Genomic DNA, 15,958 nt, shown 5'->3' on the forward strand with positions numbered 1-15,958 from the left:
AATCGCCACTCCGCACAGACAGAGTGGCGATTGCGACTGAGCGTGCAGCAAGCTGCTCACACGTCCGCAAACGTTTCATCCAGCCAATCGTAAATACGTGCAAACGCCATGCGATGCGCGCCCACCTGGCAATGCGCTCCAGCGCCTTCTTCTGCGGTAAAGCGCACAAACGTCTTCGGGCAGGTCAGGTGGTTGTAAAGGGCCTGCGGTTGACCTTTGAAGAAAAGATCGTCTTCTGCCTCCAAAACCAACGTGGGACAGGCGATCTGCTCGGCGATTCCGTTTCGAAGGTGGTACTCCAGACTGGCCGCAATGTACGCACGCGGTGACTTTGTGCCGGTCACGAACATGCCGTGCTCCAGCGCCCACGCCGCCACGGGAGACGACTTCTTTTCTTCTTCCAGCTTTGCATCCAACTCCGGAGCTTCCGGTGCGCGGACCATGGACTCGATCACGGGAAGTTGTTCTGGCGATACATTGCTGCCAAGATTTGCAATCCCATAGTCATAGACGCCGTCATTGGCCACCAGGGCCGCAATCCGCTTCTCAAAAGCCGCCGCCCGCGGTGCCAGATAGCCTCCCAGGCTGATGCCCATCAAAGCAATCTTGTCTGGATCAACTCCGGGCAGCGTCAATGCAAAATCCACCACCGGCGTTACCACCTTTTCCCAGTCCGGTCGGAACGGAAGCCGTTCGCGATGAATGGGGCCATACTGTCCCGGACCATCAAACGTCAGAACGTTATAGCCGCGCTCCAGGCCCGCGATTGCGCCTTCGCCATGCAACTCCTCGGCAGAGCCATCGAAACCGGAATGAATGATGAACAGCGGACGTTTCGTGTCGGACTCATCCACGCGGTGGTAATAGCCCGGCAACGTCGTGCCCTCATACGGAATCTCCACCGGAAGCACAGGCGGATCACACAGCGCGCAACACACCTTATACGCCGCAATGGATTTTTGATAGGAGCTGTAAATGCGCGGATCGTCCGGGTTGCCATGCAGGAAAAACTCCGCGGTGCGGAAGTAAGTTGTGGCTCGCAGATAACTATCGCGCGCGCTCACACGATGTCCTCGCTCTCTCTGCGACTCCGCTTCTGCCAGCACACGTTCTGCTGTCGCGGTCCACTCTGTATACCAGCCATCCGGATCGCCAGAAGTAATGCGATTGACCGTAGCCATCACTTCGCCAAACTCTGAAGCGCCATAACTCGCTGCACCAAAGGCGCGCTTTGTTTCAAACCAGTACTGCACATTGTCAGGGAAGAAGGGAAAGCGTCCCGCTTTCAACATAAGTAATTTCCTTTTCGTGTCTTTGTTAAGCGTGTGCCTTGCTGACGTGATCTGGATACCACTTCGTGAAACTGAATGCCGCAACCAGCGAAACAATAATCATTCTGCGCGACAACGTTGAATAATCCGGATTGGAGTGCGCCAACATATCGAATGCCGCAATGGTCGCCATAGCCACAGTCCATACGGCGGTCAGGATGTAATTCGTGCGAATAAATACGGGTGATGTATGCAGCGACTCCGGAACCTCTTCACGCGCATACTGCAACGTGAATGGCAGCTTGATGAGCAGGGAAATCAGCATGATCAAAAACAATCCCGTATCCACTACGGCTCTGACTCCCATAATGTCCCAGGTCCGATGCACCAGTGTTGTGTAGCATGCCAACCCCGCAAACAAAATTAAGGTGCCACAATCCAGCACCTTCAATGAACGCCCCAGTTTCAATTCGCGCAGTATCAACACAACGGACACCGCTGCAGCGGCCCATAGTGCCACCGCGGCACTCGTAAAGCGACTCAACACTGCAAATGCAATAAACGGCGATAAGCCAAGCAAAATTCCCATCGTGCTTTACCTTTCTTACTTCGTCGGTTGCGTTGGAGTTTGCGGCTTATCACTACTCGGTTGAGAAGCAATCCATCCCTGCGCCGTCATGATCGTGTTCATCTCTTTCGCAACAGCATTGGCAATGCGTGCGGTATCGCCTTCCACGCTTGATTTGCCATCCGTTGCGGCGCCGGCCGCAGCACTTGTTGCCACGGAGCCAACGCCCATCGTCTCCACGGCCCCGGGCTTCTTTCCGCTTGCCGCATCCACTTTGAATTCGCTCAGCAGAATCGGTCCGTTATCTGTCAGCAGAGAGATCACCACATGCGCCTGCACATCACTCGCGCCGCGTCCCAGCCCAATCATCATGCGCGTCGTCTTGTTGCCCTGCTTGATGGTGGTGAAATTCCCCCGCACAATCAGTGTGCCTGCGGGCTCCTCTGGGTTCGCTCCAAGTGCCGATGCCGTCGATGGAATCGAAGTCTTCTTCAGATCGTTGAGCAGTGTTTTAGAAAAGGCAGCCTGAACCTTTCTCGCAATCGCAGGAGGATCTTCCTCCTGTCCTGCATCCCCTTTCATACGCGCAATCGGACTGTTGGAAAGAATGTGTGACGCGGGCGAATGATCCACGGTGATGATCTCGCTCGGCACATCGAAATCATGGACAACAATTTTCGCTGGCACGGTGAGTTTGGCTTCGCCTTTGTATCCAGCGATCACGGTAACTTTCGTATCGCCCACAAGCAGCTTTTCAGCCTTATTCTGCGCAATCGCAACACCGCAAAAGAGCATCGCGAACACAAATGCCGAAGCCGCATACCTGCGTGCAACATGTTCCGCCATACTTCGGTCTCCTTGTCCAACTGGACTCAAAGTTCAAAAGACAGCCGAATACTGAATCACGAATGGCGTCATCATAACCTCTCTGCCACGCGCCATTTGATTTACTTTTCGCAAAGGTCACACGACCCTTACAGGTGTTTTTTGCGGGCATTCACTTTGCAGTTCATCGGTCCCCGATCGAACAACAAATCACGAATGTTTCGTCGTGAAAGATTTTTATGGCCTGTGTTGCCGCGGAGCCGGTAACATTCCTTCAAACATGGCCTCCGGAATTGTGCATCAGTGGCGTGCGCTCACGTCGCCGCAGAAGAATGCTTTCATCGCTTGCTTCCTTGGTTGGGCGCTGGACGCTTTTGATTTCTTCATCCTCACTTACTGCATCACCGCCATCGCGGGTGACTTCCACACCACTGTCGAGACCGTGACGGAAGCCCTCTTCTGGACGTTGGTCATGCGCCCGGTCGGCGCATTGATCTTCGGCGCCATGGCAGAAAAGTTTGGTCGACGTCCCACGCTGATGATCAACATCATCAGCTTCTGCGTCTTTGAAGTAGCCTCTGGCCTCGCACCGACACTGGGCTGGCTGCTCGTCTTCCGCGCTCTCTTCGGTATCGCGATGGGTGGCGAATGGGGCGTAGGTGCGGCACTCGCCTTTGAAACGCTGCCAGAAAAAGGCCGCGGCTTCTTCTCGGGGCTGTTGCAGGAAGGCTACGTCGTCGGCAACCTTCTCGCGGCAACCGTGTACGGTCTCGTCTTCCCGCATCTCCACGGCACCGGCATGCTGGTCAACTGGCGCGTCATGTTCTTCATCGGCGCTCTGCCGTCGATCCTCGTCTTCTACATCCGCAGCAAGGTCGAAGAGTCACCTGCCTATCGCAGTGGCCAGGCAAAAGCCGTCAAGCCCACCATCCACCTCGGCGACATCGCACACTACCTGCCCACGTTCCTTTTCCTCGTCCTTCTCATGACGGCCTTCACCTCCTTCAGCCACGGCACGCAGGATCTGTATCCCACCTTCCTGCAGAAGGCAAAGGGCTTCGCCCCGGCACGCGTCGGATGGGTCAGTGATGTGGGCCACATCGGCGCGCTGCTCGGCGGCATCACCTTCGGTACCTTGTCCGAGCGTTGGGGCCGACGCCGTTCCATCGTCATCGCATCGCTCCTCGCCATCCCCATGATTTACATCTGGGCATTCACCCGCGAAGCCATGATCGTAGCCGTCGGTGGCTTCCTGATGCAGTTCATGGTGCAGGGTGCCTGGGGCATCGTCCCGGCGCACCTCAACGAACTGTCGCCCGCGGCCGTTCGTGCCACTTTCCCCGGCCTCGCCTACCAGCTCGGCAACCTGCTCTCGTCGCGTAACGCCAAGTTCCAAACCGCCCTGGCGCGCAAGTACTTCCACGGCGACCTGACACCTGTCCTCGCCTGGACGGTAGCCATCGTCGCAGTGGCCGTCGCGCTCCTAGCGGGTCTGGGCAGGGAAGCCAAGGGCCAGAGCATGTCTTCCGTGGAGGACATACCCGCCTAAGCGCGCCCGGAAGTCGTCATTCTGTGTCAAAACAAGAATCCGGTTGCCCCCGTATGTCATCAACCAAACAACGCGACTGGTCTGACCACTCAAAACCGTAATCTCAACTTTTAGCCCATTTTCTGAAAACAGTTGGCGGAAAAATCAATTTTCCGCGACAATAGAGCATAGGGAACCCCTAGCCAATGCCACGCATCCATTTCCAGCAACAACTCGCCATGCTCAAAGACAAGCTGCTTGCAATGGCAGCGCTGTCGCAGCAGGCGCTGGAACTGTCCGTGGAGGCCTATCTCCAACGCGATGCGGGCCTTTGCATCCACGTTTCTGACATCGAGCAGGCCATCAATGCCGCCGAGCGTGGCGTCGACGAAATGGCCTACGAACTCCTCGCCAAGGAACAGCCCATGGCAATGGACCTCCGTTTCCTCATGGCCGTCATCAAAATTAATGGCGACTTGGAACGAGTAGGCGATCAGGCCGCCGCAATCGTCAAACGTTGTGCAGAGCTGCAGAAGACGAACCCTGACGCGGGCCCCGAAAACCTTCCCGGCCACCTTGCAGCAATGGGCGCGCTCTCTGTCAAAATGATTCGCCGCGCCATCCGTTCCTTGCTCGAAGGCGATCCCGTCCTCGCAGAGAGAGTCCTCGCCATGGACGACGAGATGGATCGCCTCAATCACGAAACGCAAGCCGCCCTACGCGATGAGATGGCCCGCCGCCCCGAGATAACGGAAAACGCGCTCAACTCCATCATCGTGGCGCGCAATCTCGAACGCAGCGCCGACCACGCCACCAACATCGCAGAAGACGTCATTTTTTGGGTGCGCGGTTCTGACGTGCGCCACAACGATCTTGCCGCAGCCGCGGCGCAGTAGAAGGGAATCATGGTAGACGAAGTCCAGAGCAACGCCACGCAGACCGTAACCCCAGCAAAGCCCGCCGTCGAAAAGAAAGAGACGAAGGCGCAAAAGATGGAGCGCCTCAAGGTCGAAAAGAACCCCTGGGAGCACTGGGATGAAGTCGTCGCCTTCGCCAAAGAAGGTCGTGAATCCGTTGTGCCCGACTGGGCTGGCGCTTACTTCAAGTGGTGGGGCATTTACACGCAGGGCGACGGCATCGGTGCCGTAGGCGGCGTCGGTGGCGAAGGCAAGGCCACGGAATACTTCATGATGCGCGTCGGCATCCCCAACGGCATCCTCACCAGCGAACAAACCCGCGTCCTCGCTGACCTCGCGCGTGACCACGGCCGCGACCTGGCCGACATCACCACCCGCCAGAACATCCAGTACCACTGGCTCACCATCGAGTCGCTGCCCCTCGTCGTCGACGCTCTCTCGAAGGTCGGCCTCTCGCCCAAAGGCGCATGCGGCGACGTCGTCCGAAACGTCACCGGCTGCCCGCTCACCGGCCTGCACAAGCACGAACTCCTTGACGCCGCACCGCTCGCGAAGAAGGTAGCTGCCTTCCTCACCGGCCACCCCGACTTTGTTAACCTGCCGCGCAAGTTCAAAATCACCGTCAGCGGTTGCCCCGAATGGTGCAACTACCCGGAGATCAACGACATCGGACTCACCGCCATCGAGCGCACCGTCAACGGTCAGCGTGAAGTCGGCTACTCCGTCCGCGTCGGCGGCGGTCTCTCCAAGGAGCCGCATCTCGCCATCCGCCTGAACGCCTTCGTCAAGCAGGATCAGGCAGAAGACGTCTGCTACAAGATCACGGAAATCTTCCGCGACCAGCAGGGCAGCCTGCGCGAAAGCCGTACCACCGCCCGTCTGAAGTACATGTTCATGAAGGACGGCTGGACTGCCGAAACCTTCCTCGCGGAAATCGAGCGCAAGCTCGGCTACAAGCTGGACCCCGCACCCGCAGAAATCCAGCCCGACGACATCTACCGCGACCACACGGGCGTTCTTCCGCAGAAGCAGGCAGGCCTCTCCTCGGTTGGCATCACGGTTCTCCGTGGCCGTATGGACGCCGCGCAGCTCCACGCTCTGGCCGACCTCGCCGACGAATACGGCAACGGCGATGTGCGCCTCACGATTCAGCAGAACGCCATTATCACCAACGTGCCAAACGAAAAAGTTCAAGCACTGGTTGAGAAGATCAATGCGCTCGGACTGCACGTAGAAGCCACCAATTTCTGGCGTGGCACCGTCGCATGCACCGGCACGGAGTTCTGCAAACTCGCCATCGCAGAAACCAAGGGCTTCTCCCGCTGGCTCGTCGACGAGATGGAGGAGCGCGTCCCCAACTTTGACCAGCAGCTCCGCATCAACGTCACCGGCTGCCCCAACAACTGCGGCCAGGCATGGATCGCTGACATCGGCCTCGAAGGCAAGAAGGTCAAGCACGAAGGCCAGATGGTCGACGCCTTCTACTTCTGCCTGGGAGGTGCCCTCGGTGAACATGCAGGCTTCGCTCGCGCCATCGGCTACCGCGCACCCGCAACGGAAGTTCCGGTCGCCATGGAGCGTCTGCTAAAGACCTACCTGAAGGACCGCACCGAAAACGAAAACCTCCGCCAGTACTTCGCCCGCTTCTCCGACGAAGAGCTTCGCGGCCAGCTCGCAGGAGCAGTCGTAGCAGCCGCTGAACGCGACAAGCCCAGCGGCCGTCCGCCCGCAGAGATGTAATCAACCCTGCCGCTCCGCTCGGATGTCCATCATCCTGAGCGGAGCGCAGTAAGTCGTAAGGACCAGCCTCATGTCACTCTTCCCAATCTTCCTGAAACTCACCAATCGCCCATGCCTCGTCGTCGGCGCAGGATCCATTGCGGAAGGCAAAATCCAATCCCTGCTCGACGCCGAAGCGCAGGTCACCGTAATCGCCACGCGCGCGTCAGCCAAGGTCCAGCAACAAGCCGAAGCAGGAGAAATCACCCTCCACCTTCGCGAGTTTCAGGACAGCGATCTGGAAGACATGTACCTCGCCGTAGCCGGAACCGACGTTCCTGAAGTGAACCGCGCCGTCTTCGCCGAAGCACAGTCCCGTGGCATCCTCGTCAACGCAGTCGACGACCCACCCTACTGCGACTTCTTCTTCCCATCCGTCGTGCGCCGAGGCGACCTTCAGATCGCCATCTCCACCGCAGGCGAAAGCCCCGCGTACGCCATGCAGCTTCGCAAAGCAGTGAATGAAGCGCTGCCGCATGACATTGGCCCGTGGCTGGAAGAACTCGGTCGCCTCCGCCGCGAAGTCCTGCAGATGGAACCCCTCGGCGAACCGCGCAAACAACTCCTGCATCAGCTCGCCCAGCGCGAAGTCTGCGGAGCAGAAGCCTGCCCATCACGTCAGATTGCAAGACGGCATGCCCGCGAACACTACCCCGAGCGGAATCCTGCGGAGGTATCTCGGTGAGCGCGCAAAAGGGAACGGTCTATCTCGTAGGAGCAGGCCCAGGCGACCCCGACCTGCTCACGCTCAAAGCCGCGCGCCTTCTCGCTACGGCAGACGTCGTGCTCCACGACGACCTCGTTCCCGACGCCATCGTGCAACTCGCCAACCCGCACGCGCTCATCACCAGCGTCGGCAAGCGCTGCGGACGCCCTCGCATAACGCAGTCAGGCATCCACGAACTCATGATCGATTCCGCACGCCGCAACCTCAGTGTCGTGCGTCTCAAGAGCGGCGACCCACTCGTTTTCGGCCGTGCTGCGGAAGAACTCAACGCGCTCCGCCAAGCCAACATCCCAGCGGAAGTCATCCCCGGAGTCTCAGCAGTCTTCGCTGCAGGAGCCACGCTCCAACTTCCGCTCACAGACCGCCGCACCGCCTCCAAGCTCATCCTCATCAGCGGCTCGCACGCGGCAGACAAGACCAATCCGCTACCCATGTGGCAGGGCCCACTGCCGGAAGATGCAACGCTCGCCATCTACATGCCGGGCCGCAACCTGAAGACGCTCGCAGAAGACCTCAGCAACCACGGCGTCCCCGCAGACATGCCCTGCGTAGCCATCTCCTCCGCAGCCACACCGCAGCAATCCGCCATTGCTGCCACACTCGAAGACTTCGGCAACCTGCAACCAGGCCACGCGCCCCTGCTCATCCTCATCGGCCGAGCCATGGCGTCCATGCTCGCAGGCAAGCAAGATGAAGCAGCAAAACATCTCCTCCAAACCGCAGCGACAGGCCTTACATCGCCTTCCGAACGAAACGAGTTCTAAGCGCCAAGGGCGCGACCAGATATTAGCCTAGGCCGAAGGCCTAGGTAGGGGAGCGAAGGGAAGAATGAGGGCCAACGGCCCGATCTATCTTTGTCTGTTAATCCCTGAGCTTGTGCGGAGATGCGATAACGCAATCATTCCAAGCGATTTACCCAACAAAATTTGTTGGCACGATCCCATACGTGCAGGACTACAATAAAAACAGGGAAGATAAAGGGCCGCGCACAGCGCGGCCCTAACTCGTTTAGAAAGACGATTTTGCCCCTAACCCCAATGGGCAGACGATTTTAGCGCCACCCGTGCCGTAACCCCAATAGAAAGACGATTTTAGAGAAACAGGGGGGGAGGGGGTACCCCTTTACTCCGGTAGGTAGCTGTAGAGCAGATACTTCTGTCGCGCCTCGCGGAATTTCCAAAGCTCCGGTTCCCACGCTGCCACAATGTCATGCGGATCTTTCCCCGCAGTAAGCGCCTGCATCGTCGCACTGTTCAGCACCAGGCCTTGTGCCTTCGCCAACAGCAGTTGCGTCGGATATTGCGCATGAACTGCGGCCAGCAACTCCGCGCCCATCGCAGGTGCATCAAGCCGAGTCCGATCGGTAGCGGTTGCACGGATACCATGAATCGCCTGTCCGGCAAACGGATAAGGCTTCGCCGGAGTAAACGTCACCGGTGCAAACGTCACACCCGTCATCGCACGAGCGTTCAGCGTGTCAGCTAGCTTCTTGGCATCAGCATCGGAAGCAATCCACGCAGCGCCAACCTGCTCAAACGCCGCATCCGTTCCGCGGCCAACGGAAAGGTTCGTGTACTCGGCAAACGCGATGCCAGTGTAAAGCGTAGCCGCACTCATACTCTGCAGATTGGGTGATGGATTCACCCACGGCAAACCGGTCTGGTCATACCAAACACCGCGTTGCCAGTTCTGCATCTTCACCACACTCAGCTTCACGCCAAGCTGCTTCTCCCCATTGAAGAACCCTGCGAGCTCACCCATCGTCAGGCCCAGCGATATGGGTTCCTGCATGTAGTCGACATAGCTCTGCACGCCCGCATCGGCAACCGGCCCAACAACCTGCACACCGCTCGTGATCGCCGGCCGATCCAGTACAACAACCTGCGTGCCAGCCTTGGCCGCCGACTCCATCACGTAACCCATCTCGGTCTCGTAGGTGTAGAAGCGTGCTGGAACATCCTGCAGGTCAATCAGCACCGCATCCAGCTTCTGCAGGTCTTCCACCTTCGGATAACGGTCGGCCAGCTTCGCTCCATACAGCGAGATCACGGGTAGATGCGTCGCTGCATCCACCGCATTGCCCAGACCCTCATGATCCTCAGCGCCCAGAATCCCATGCTCTGGCGCGAACAGCGTAGTCAGCTGAATACCATTCGCGCGCTGTGCATACAGCACGTCGATGGTGCGTTTGCCGGTGCGGTTTAGGCCGGTGTTATTGGTCAGCAGTCCGATACGGAGATGTCCCGGTGTCTTGGTAGCTAGTGCATGCAATGCCTGGAAGTTGGTCTGCTCAAGCACATCAATGCCCGTAAGCGTGGCTTTACCCGACAGTGGCTTATCCAGTCCTAGCGCCTTCGCCGCAGCCGTAGCAATGGTGCCACGCAAGGGTGTAATCGGCTTACGTCCGCGTGGATGCACGGCATTCGCCAGCAGGATCACATAGCTGTCGCTGCGAGGATCCATCCACACGGAAGTACCCGTGAAGCCGGTATGCCCGAAGCTGCCCACCGGATAGATCGTCCCTCGCGGACGCGAGTAGGGCGAGTCAATATCCCATCCAAACCCACGCAGCCCCTTCGCTCCCGTAGGCTGCTCGGGCTGACACATCAGCCGCAGCGTCTCCTGCTTCAGGGGGAAGTTGCTCGGGCGTCCCGCCAGCCGATCCAGCAGTGCCTGCGCGAACAGGCTGGTGTCATGCACCGTGGAGAACACCCCCGCATGCCCGGCAACACCACCCATGCGCCGAGTCGTAGGGTCATGCACCTCACCCCGCAACATACGGTCGTCATCCATGGGCTTGTCGTCGTTATGGGCAGTGGGCGCAATACGCGCACGCATAGCGGCACTTGACACGGCAGGGCACGTAGCAGGGGCAGGTTCCCAGTACAGGTGAGAGCAGTGGGGGGTGAAGTATCCCGTCTCCGTCATCTTCAACGGCGAAAAAATATGCTTCGCCGCGTAGACATCGAGCGGTTCACCGCTGATCTTCTCCACAATCGCGCCAAGAGTGATGAAGTTGATGTCGGAATACTTGAAGGTCTTTCCCGGAGGTCCGTAAAGGTCCGATTCCATCGCGCGCTTCACGCCTTCAGCCTTGCCGCTCCACGCATCCTTCAGCGACACATCCTCGCGCAATCCGCTGTAGTGCGTCAGCAACTCACGGATCGTCACACTGCTCTTGCCGTTGGCTGCAAACTCCGGCAGATACTTCACCACCGGATCATCGAACCGCAGCTTGCCCTGCTCATACAACTGCATGATCGCAACCGAAGTCGACATGCACTTGGACAACGACGCCATATCGAAGATGGTGTCCTCCGTCATCGCCTCAACGGCCGGATCTTCCGCACGATTGCCGTAAACCTTCTCGTAGACGACGCGTCCAGTGCTACCAATGGCGACAACGCCGCCAGGCAACAGCTTGTCCTTCAGCGCCTGCGCCATCAGCGTATCGATCTCGGAGTAGTTGGCACTCTGCGCACGCATGGATGCGGTGCCAAAGGCGACCATCACCAATAGAGCCGAAACAGCCTTCGTACGCGGCTTGCCCATAAGACTGAACAGCGAGCCAACCACAAACGTCACAACGGAGCCAAGCAACACATACCAGGTGAACGCAATGTCAGACAGAGAGAAGCCTCCGATATGAATAGGGGAAACAGGAAGGATCTTCGGCAGATACAGGGCCAGGTTGAAGGCGAATCCCGCGATCATACCGACCGTTGCACCGAACTGTGTCGCATAGCGAGTCAGTGTTCCCAGGAGGAACACGCCCAACAACGCACCATACGCGACGGACGCAATGGATAACCCCATCTCCACAACGTGCCCCTTACCACCCACCTTCACCGAATAGATCGCAATCGCAACCAGTACAACTGCCCATAGCAGCGTTGCTGTGCGTGACAGCAGATTACGCTTCGTGTCAGACGCATTCGGATTCAGCTTCATGTAGAAGTCCACGATGGTCGTGGACGAAAGGGAATTCAACGCAGCGGAGAGGTTTGACATCGCTGCCGCAAGAATCGCCGCAATGAGCAATCCCGCAACACCTGTGGGCATCTGCTGCACGATAAAGGCAGGAAAGAGACGATCAGAACCATGCACGGTCAGCAGCGCGGGATGCTGTCCATAGAACACGTACAGTCCCGCGCCAATCACAAGGAACAGCGTGAACTGCAGGAAGACAACACCGCCGCTGGCCAACAGCGAAACACGCGCTTCACGCAGATTCTTTGCAGCCAACAGTCGCTGCACCATCAACTGATCGGTGCCATGCGAAGCCATCGTGAGGAATGCGCCGCCAATCACACCGGCCCAGAATGTGTAGTTGGACGTCAGGTTCACGGTGAAGTCAAAGAGTTGCAACTTATGCGCTGCGCTTGTAACGGCATGGACAGTTGCCCATCCACCATCGACCTTTGCACCCAGCGTGAACAGAGCAATGATGGTCCCTGCGATGTAGAGGAACATCTGCACCACATCGGTCCAAATCACCGCCGCCATGCCGCCTTCAAACGTGTAAGCCAGCGTCAACATGCTGATGATGACAATGCTCGCGATGTCATTCGTGCCAATCGCAATGCCAACTACAATGCTCACGGCGTAGACACGCACGCCTTCCGCTGCCGCACGCGTCAACAGGAACAAGCCAGCAGTGACCTTATGCAGTATTGGTCCGAAGCGGCGGTCGATCAGTTGATATGCGGTGAACAACTCGCCATCAAAGTAACGCGGCAGGAACAGGATGCAGATCAGCAGTCGCCCAATCATGTAGCCGAACACAAGCTGCAGAAAGGTGAAGTTGCCACCAAAGGCGATACCCGGCACGCTGATGATGGTCAGCGTACTGGTTTCCGCGGACACGATGGAGAGCGCAATGGCCCACCACGGTACGCTACGAGCCGCAAGAAAGTACGACGACAGAGATGTGTCTGCGGGCTTGCGGAAGCGCAAGCCAAACAGGGTAATTGCAATCAGGTAAAGGACAATCAGTCCAAGGTCGAAGGCATGAAGCCGCGTCGGCATGCAACGAGTCTACAGGTGACAGCAGTGTTACAGAACCTCTCCTCTCAAGATGGTTCCTACGCGGTTTCCTGCTTCGTTGAAGACATTGAAACTCGCCTCAGCTTCGTCAAAAGGCAAGTGCAGCATGTTCTTGGGATTGCGTGACGCTAGGCGGACGGCTGTATCCAGCCCGCAGCCGGTGAAGGTCTGCACATTGGCAACAGCGCGGTCCATCGTCAGCACCGATCCCGCGAGCACACCCGCGTACATCGCTACGCCATCCTTTACCTGAACATTCATGTCGCCCAGAAGGTATTCGCCGTCGGGCATTCCGGTAGCAGCCATGCCGTCGGTGATCAGCATGGCGTGCTCCTCACCCTTCATGCGGAACCATAGGCGAACAGCCTCCGGCGTAGTGTGAATGCCGTCGCAGATCAACTCGGCATACAACTCCTTCGTGTCGAGTACAACGCCCAACATGCCCGGCTCGCGTTGCGTCAGGCCGCGCATGGCGTTGAAGGTGTGTGTGGCGCTTACAGCACCTGCGGCGATGCCGGCTCGCGCTTGTCTGGCAACAGCGTCGCTATGACCCATGCTGATGCGGACACCCTTTGCACTCGCATGCGCGATCATCTCCAGCGCATCCTGCAGTTCGGGAGCAACGGTCATCAGTTTGATGTGACCTCGTGCCGCCTCCTGAAAGCGATCGAACAGTGCAACGGAAGGCCTCTCCAGCAACTCTGGATTGTGTACGCCGCGCTTCTCGTGCGAAAGGAACGGACCTTCCAGGTGAATGCCCAAAATCTGCGCGCCATGCTCCGGCGCAGCTGATTCAATTGCATTCGCGATGCTTTCCAGTGCGTGCAGTGTGTGATCGATGCCTGCGGTAACCGTTGTTGCAAGGAACTGCGTCGTGCCATACCGTGCCAGAGTGCGTGCCACGGTATCAATGGCTTCGGGGGTGCCTTCCATCACGTCGCGTCCACCCGCACCATGTACGTGGACATCAAAGAATCCAGCACTGAGCGTTGTTTCGGGAAGATACAACACGCCTTCCGGCAACACATCGCGTTCCAACGAAGTTACCTGTTGCACCCTGCCGTCTTCCAGAATCAGCAACGGATCATGTACTACCGAGTGCGGCGTGATCAGCGTTTTCGCTGCGATGGCTTTCGGCCGTGTGCCGGATGCGAGTTTCGTTTCGTCAGTCATTGAGGAGCTCCAGGCGCCGGCGGCGCCGGCAATCCAATCTCGGATGCCGGAGGAATCGTTTGCGTGCGGTCCCACTGTCGTTGCGCGGAACGCACCTTGTCTATGCGGCTAAGCCACGTATTCAGCGTGTGGTCATAGCGCGCGAGATTGTTCCGCAGGAAGTACGGGCGATTGCTTTTCGACCATGCTGCCTCGTAGAGGTCGCGCATCAGCGAGTACTGATTGCGAAGATCCTGCAGCTTACCGTTTACGGCGTTGATGTCGTTCAAGTCGCGCGATACTTCGGTGCGACTGTCTTTGTCCTTGGCTGTCTGCAAACGATAGGCATTGGCATACGTCGTAGCCATCTCATCGGTCAGTTGAAACTTCAGGCCAATTAGATCCATGCGACGCGCGCCCAACTCCATCGCATCCAGCGCATCTTGTTCGCGCAATGTTGCAGAGTTGCGAGCCTGTGCGATCAGCACAATCGCCTGTTCCGCATGCATACGGAGTTCATGCAGATAGGGCCGGATCTTCGGTGCATAAATCTGCCCATCCGCGCTCCACGGATCAATCCAGAACAGCAGGTCAGAAGCGTCACTTGTCTTGAATCCGTTCTTTAGAACAGCATGCGCAGCCATCAACTCTTTCTGCGCTTCGTTGACCCTACCGCTGGCATCACCATGGAACACCTGCGCGAAGCTGTCCTGAAATTGTGGGATGGAGCTTTCGCCCTTGTGCCATGCGGTCTGCGCACCAAAGAGCAGCGCATACCAGTTGTTGTTGAACAACGCCTCGCCGTCGTCTTCCCATAGTGTGTTCAACTGCCCGGTGCATCCCGCGGCCTGTCCCTGCGCAGTGAACTGCTGAATGTTCGGCAGAGCATTGTTGAAGTTGGGCCACACACGGCTCCAGTTATTCACGCCCGGCGCTACCCAGCATTCCATACCCGCATCGGTGTAGGGCTTAATCCACGGAGCAAAGCTAGTGTGCGGGTTATATTCCCAGCCCACGGCAATCGTTTGTTGTTTGAAGTCCTGCGGCAACGTCTTCAGCAGCGCAGGTTCCTTCATGGCAATGTCGCCCCAGAAAAGAAAGCGACGATTCAATGGCTTCAACGCGGCAACGGTTTTCTGTAGGTAGTCCAGATACACGGGGCCAAGACCTTGCGCATCCACTGCGGCTTTTGTCTGCCCCTTGCCAAGCTCTACGGTTTCATCGGCGCCAATGTGCAACAGCGGCGAAGGGTAATCCGCTGCCAATTCCGTGTACATCCGCTTCGTCAGCTCAACAGAACCCGGCTGTCCCGGCGCCAGTACGTGGCCATGCGGAGTCTCCGCGAGCGGCGCATACATCTCCTGGTTCAGCATGTAATGCAGATGGCCAAATGCTTCCTGTTCGGGGATCACAGTGATGTGATACTGCGCGGCGTAGGCAACTAACTCGCGTGCCTGGTCCGGTGTGATCGAACCTCCCGGCGGCGCGGCCAGCGGCTCGCTACGGTACTGCATCGTGTTCTCAAAGTACGGCGAATAGACATTCACCTTGTACGACGCAAGCTTGCGAATCAACTCCTTCTGAAACGCAAGCGTCGGCACTGGCCCGCGCGAAAGATCATCGTGCAGACCGCGATACTTCATTGCAGGCCAATCGCGAATGCTGGCAGTTTGCAATGTCGCTGTGTTGCCATTGCCGCTTATCAGTTGCTTCGCCGTCATCGCGCCATAAAACACGCCTGCAGCTGTCGCACCCACAACGCTGATGCCCGATGCGTCAGGAACAATGGCGTAGCCCTCATCCTGCATCTCGGGCGACCACGCCACATGGGCGACACTCAACGCCTGTTTGCCTGCATCGCTGCCATAACGCAACAAGGTGATGTGTGCCGACCCAGATGTCGTAACGACAATGTTGCTGTCACGAAGTTGACGCGTGAGTTCATTCACTGCAAACGTGTCGTCTGCATTGCATGCAGAGCAGACAATGCTCACACCCTGCGAAAGTGGAATCGAGCGAACAGCATTCGCCTCGCGTGGCGTAGGGATCAGCGCCAATTGCGAGAAAGCCGAGACACTGAACATCAACGTGCAGGGGAGAGACAGTCGGCGCAACTTTGGGGCAAGGGCCATGCAAACAAACTAA

The 15,958-nt window shown here is 58.0% G+C and carries 11 protein-coding genes; 5 read left to right on the forward strand and 6 right to left on the reverse strand.

What is annotated here, in order from left to right:
• Positions 1 to 56: 56 nt before the first annotated feature.
• Genes M504_RS00970 through M504_RS20985 form a run of 3 tightly spaced genes read right to left on the reverse strand, consistent with a single transcriptional unit; the run spans position 57 to position 2,685 of the window.
• Positions 57 to 1,292 carry a S9 family peptidase gene (locus M504_RS00970; RefSeq protein WP_047486915.1) on the reverse strand — a complete coding sequence of 412 codons (1,236 nt, stop codon included), beginning with the start codon at positions 1,290 to 1,292 and terminating at the stop codon, positions 57 to 59.
• A 25-nt stretch (positions 1,293 to 1,317) separates the two neighbouring features.
• On the reverse strand, positions 1,318 to 1,860 hold the full coding sequence (locus tag M504_RS00975; protein ID WP_047486917.1) for a hypothetical protein: 543 nt from the start codon (positions 1,858 to 1,860) through the stop codon (positions 1,318 to 1,320).
• 15 nt (positions 1,861 to 1,875) lie between these two features.
• On the reverse strand, positions 1,876 to 2,685 hold the full coding sequence (locus tag M504_RS20985; protein WP_052200165.1) for a DUF4410 domain-containing protein: 810 nt from the start codon (positions 2,683 to 2,685) through the stop codon (positions 1,876 to 1,878).
• A 259-nt stretch (positions 2,686 to 2,944) separates the two neighbouring features.
• On the opposite strand from M504_RS20985, the gene M504_RS00985 reads away from it, so the two are divergent.
• The 5 genes from M504_RS00985 (at position 2,945) to cobA (ending at position 8,379) form a co-directional block, all read left to right on the forward strand.
• Complete coding sequence (locus tag M504_RS00985) at positions 2,945 to 4,213, forward strand: MFS transporter (RefSeq protein ID WP_047486920.1); 1,269 nt, start codon at positions 2,945 to 2,947, stop codon at positions 4,211 to 4,213.
• Positions 4,214 to 4,398: 185 nt separating this feature from the next.
• On the forward strand, positions 4,399 to 5,088 hold the full coding sequence (gene phoU / locus M504_RS00990) for a phosphate signaling complex protein PhoU (protein ID WP_047486923.1): 690 nt from the start codon (positions 4,399 to 4,401) through the stop codon (positions 5,086 to 5,088).
• Between the two features lie 9 nt (positions 5,089 to 5,097).
• A complete protein-coding gene (locus M504_RS00995; protein WP_047486926.1) occupies positions 5,098 to 6,849 on the forward strand; it encodes a nitrite/sulfite reductase in 1,752 nt (583 codons plus the stop codon).
• Between the two features lie 70 nt (positions 6,850 to 6,919).
• Positions 6,920 to 7,573 carry a bifunctional precorrin-2 dehydrogenase/sirohydrochlorin ferrochelatase gene (locus M504_RS01000; protein WP_047486929.1) on the forward strand — a complete coding sequence of 218 codons (654 nt, stop codon included), beginning with the start codon at positions 6,920 to 6,922 and terminating at the stop codon, positions 7,571 to 7,573.
• Positions 7,570 to 8,379 (forward strand): uroporphyrinogen-III C-methyltransferase, encoded by an 810-nt coding sequence (gene cobA / locus M504_RS01005; protein WP_232296111.1) that lies wholly within the window; start codon positions 7,570 to 7,572, stop codon positions 8,377 to 8,379. The genes M504_RS01000 and cobA overlap by 4 nt, the downstream gene beginning before the upstream one ends.
• 358 nt (positions 8,380 to 8,737) lie before the next feature.
• Here cobA and M504_RS01010 read toward each other — a convergent pair whose 3' ends face one another.
• From M504_RS01010 to M504_RS01020, 3 genes are read right to left on the reverse strand one after another with little or no spacing between them, the layout of a single operon-like run.
• The gene (locus tag M504_RS01010; protein ID WP_047486932.1) at positions 8,738 to 12,643 is read right to left on the reverse strand and encodes a sodium/solute symporter; all 3,906 of its coding nucleotides are present in this window, start codon (positions 12,641 to 12,643) and stop codon (positions 8,738 to 8,740) included.
• A gap of 27 nt (positions 12,644 to 12,670) precedes the next feature.
• Positions 12,671 to 13,834 carry an N-acetylglucosamine-6-phosphate deacetylase gene (nagA, locus tag M504_RS01015; RefSeq protein WP_052200166.1) on the reverse strand — a complete coding sequence of 388 codons (1,164 nt, stop codon included), beginning with the start codon at positions 13,832 to 13,834 and terminating at the stop codon, positions 12,671 to 12,673.
• Positions 13,831 to 15,945, reverse strand: coding sequence for a glycoside hydrolase family 20 zincin-like fold domain-containing protein (locus M504_RS01020; protein WP_084213997.1), 2,115 nt, complete (start codon positions 15,943 to 15,945; stop codon positions 13,831 to 13,833). The genes nagA and M504_RS01020 overlap by 4 nt, the downstream gene beginning before the upstream one ends.
• Between the last annotated feature and the right edge of the window lie 13 nt (positions 15,946 to 15,958).

Source organism: Terriglobus sp. TAA 43 (genome assembly GCF_000800015.1).
Classification (GTDB): Bacteria; Acidobacteriota; Terriglobia; order Terriglobales; family Acidobacteriaceae; genus Terriglobus.

Excerpts from the sequence above, each read along its gene's own strand:
- M504_RS01010 (WP_047486932.1), bottom strand. The coding sequence starts at position 12,643 with ATGCCGACGCGGCTTCATGCCTTCGACCTTGGACTGATTGTCCTTTAC.
- nagA (WP_052200166.1), bottom strand. The coding sequence starts at position 13,834 with ATGACTGACGAAACGAAACTCGCATCCGGCACACGGCCGAAAGCCATC.
- M504_RS00975 (WP_047486917.1), bottom strand. The coding sequence starts at position 1,860 with ATGGGAATTTTGCTTGGCTTATCGCCGTTTATTGCATTTGCAGTGTTG.
- M504_RS00985 (WP_047486920.1), top strand. The coding sequence starts at position 2,945 with ATGGCCTCCGGAATTGTGCATCAGTGGCGTGCGCTCACGTCGCCGCAG.
- phoU (WP_047486923.1), top strand. The coding sequence starts at position 4,399 with ATGCCACGCATCCATTTCCAGCAACAACTCGCCATGCTCAAAGACAAG.
- M504_RS01000 (WP_047486929.1), top strand. The coding sequence starts at position 6,920 with ATGTCACTCTTCCCAATCTTCCTGAAACTCACCAATCGCCCATGCCTC.
- M504_RS01020 (WP_084213997.1), bottom strand. The coding sequence starts at position 15,945 with ATGGCCCTTGCCCCAAAGTTGCGCCGACTGTCTCTCCCCTGCACGTTG.
- M504_RS20985 (WP_052200165.1), bottom strand. The coding sequence starts at position 2,685 with ATGGCGGAACATGTTGCACGCAGGTATGCGGCTTCGGCATTTGTGTTC.
- M504_RS00995 (WP_047486926.1), top strand. The coding sequence starts at position 5,098 with ATGGTAGACGAAGTCCAGAGCAACGCCACGCAGACCGTAACCCCAGCA.
- M504_RS00970 (WP_047486915.1), bottom strand. The coding sequence starts at position 1,292 with ATGTTGAAAGCGGGACGCTTTCCCTTCTTCCCTGACAATGTGCAGTAC.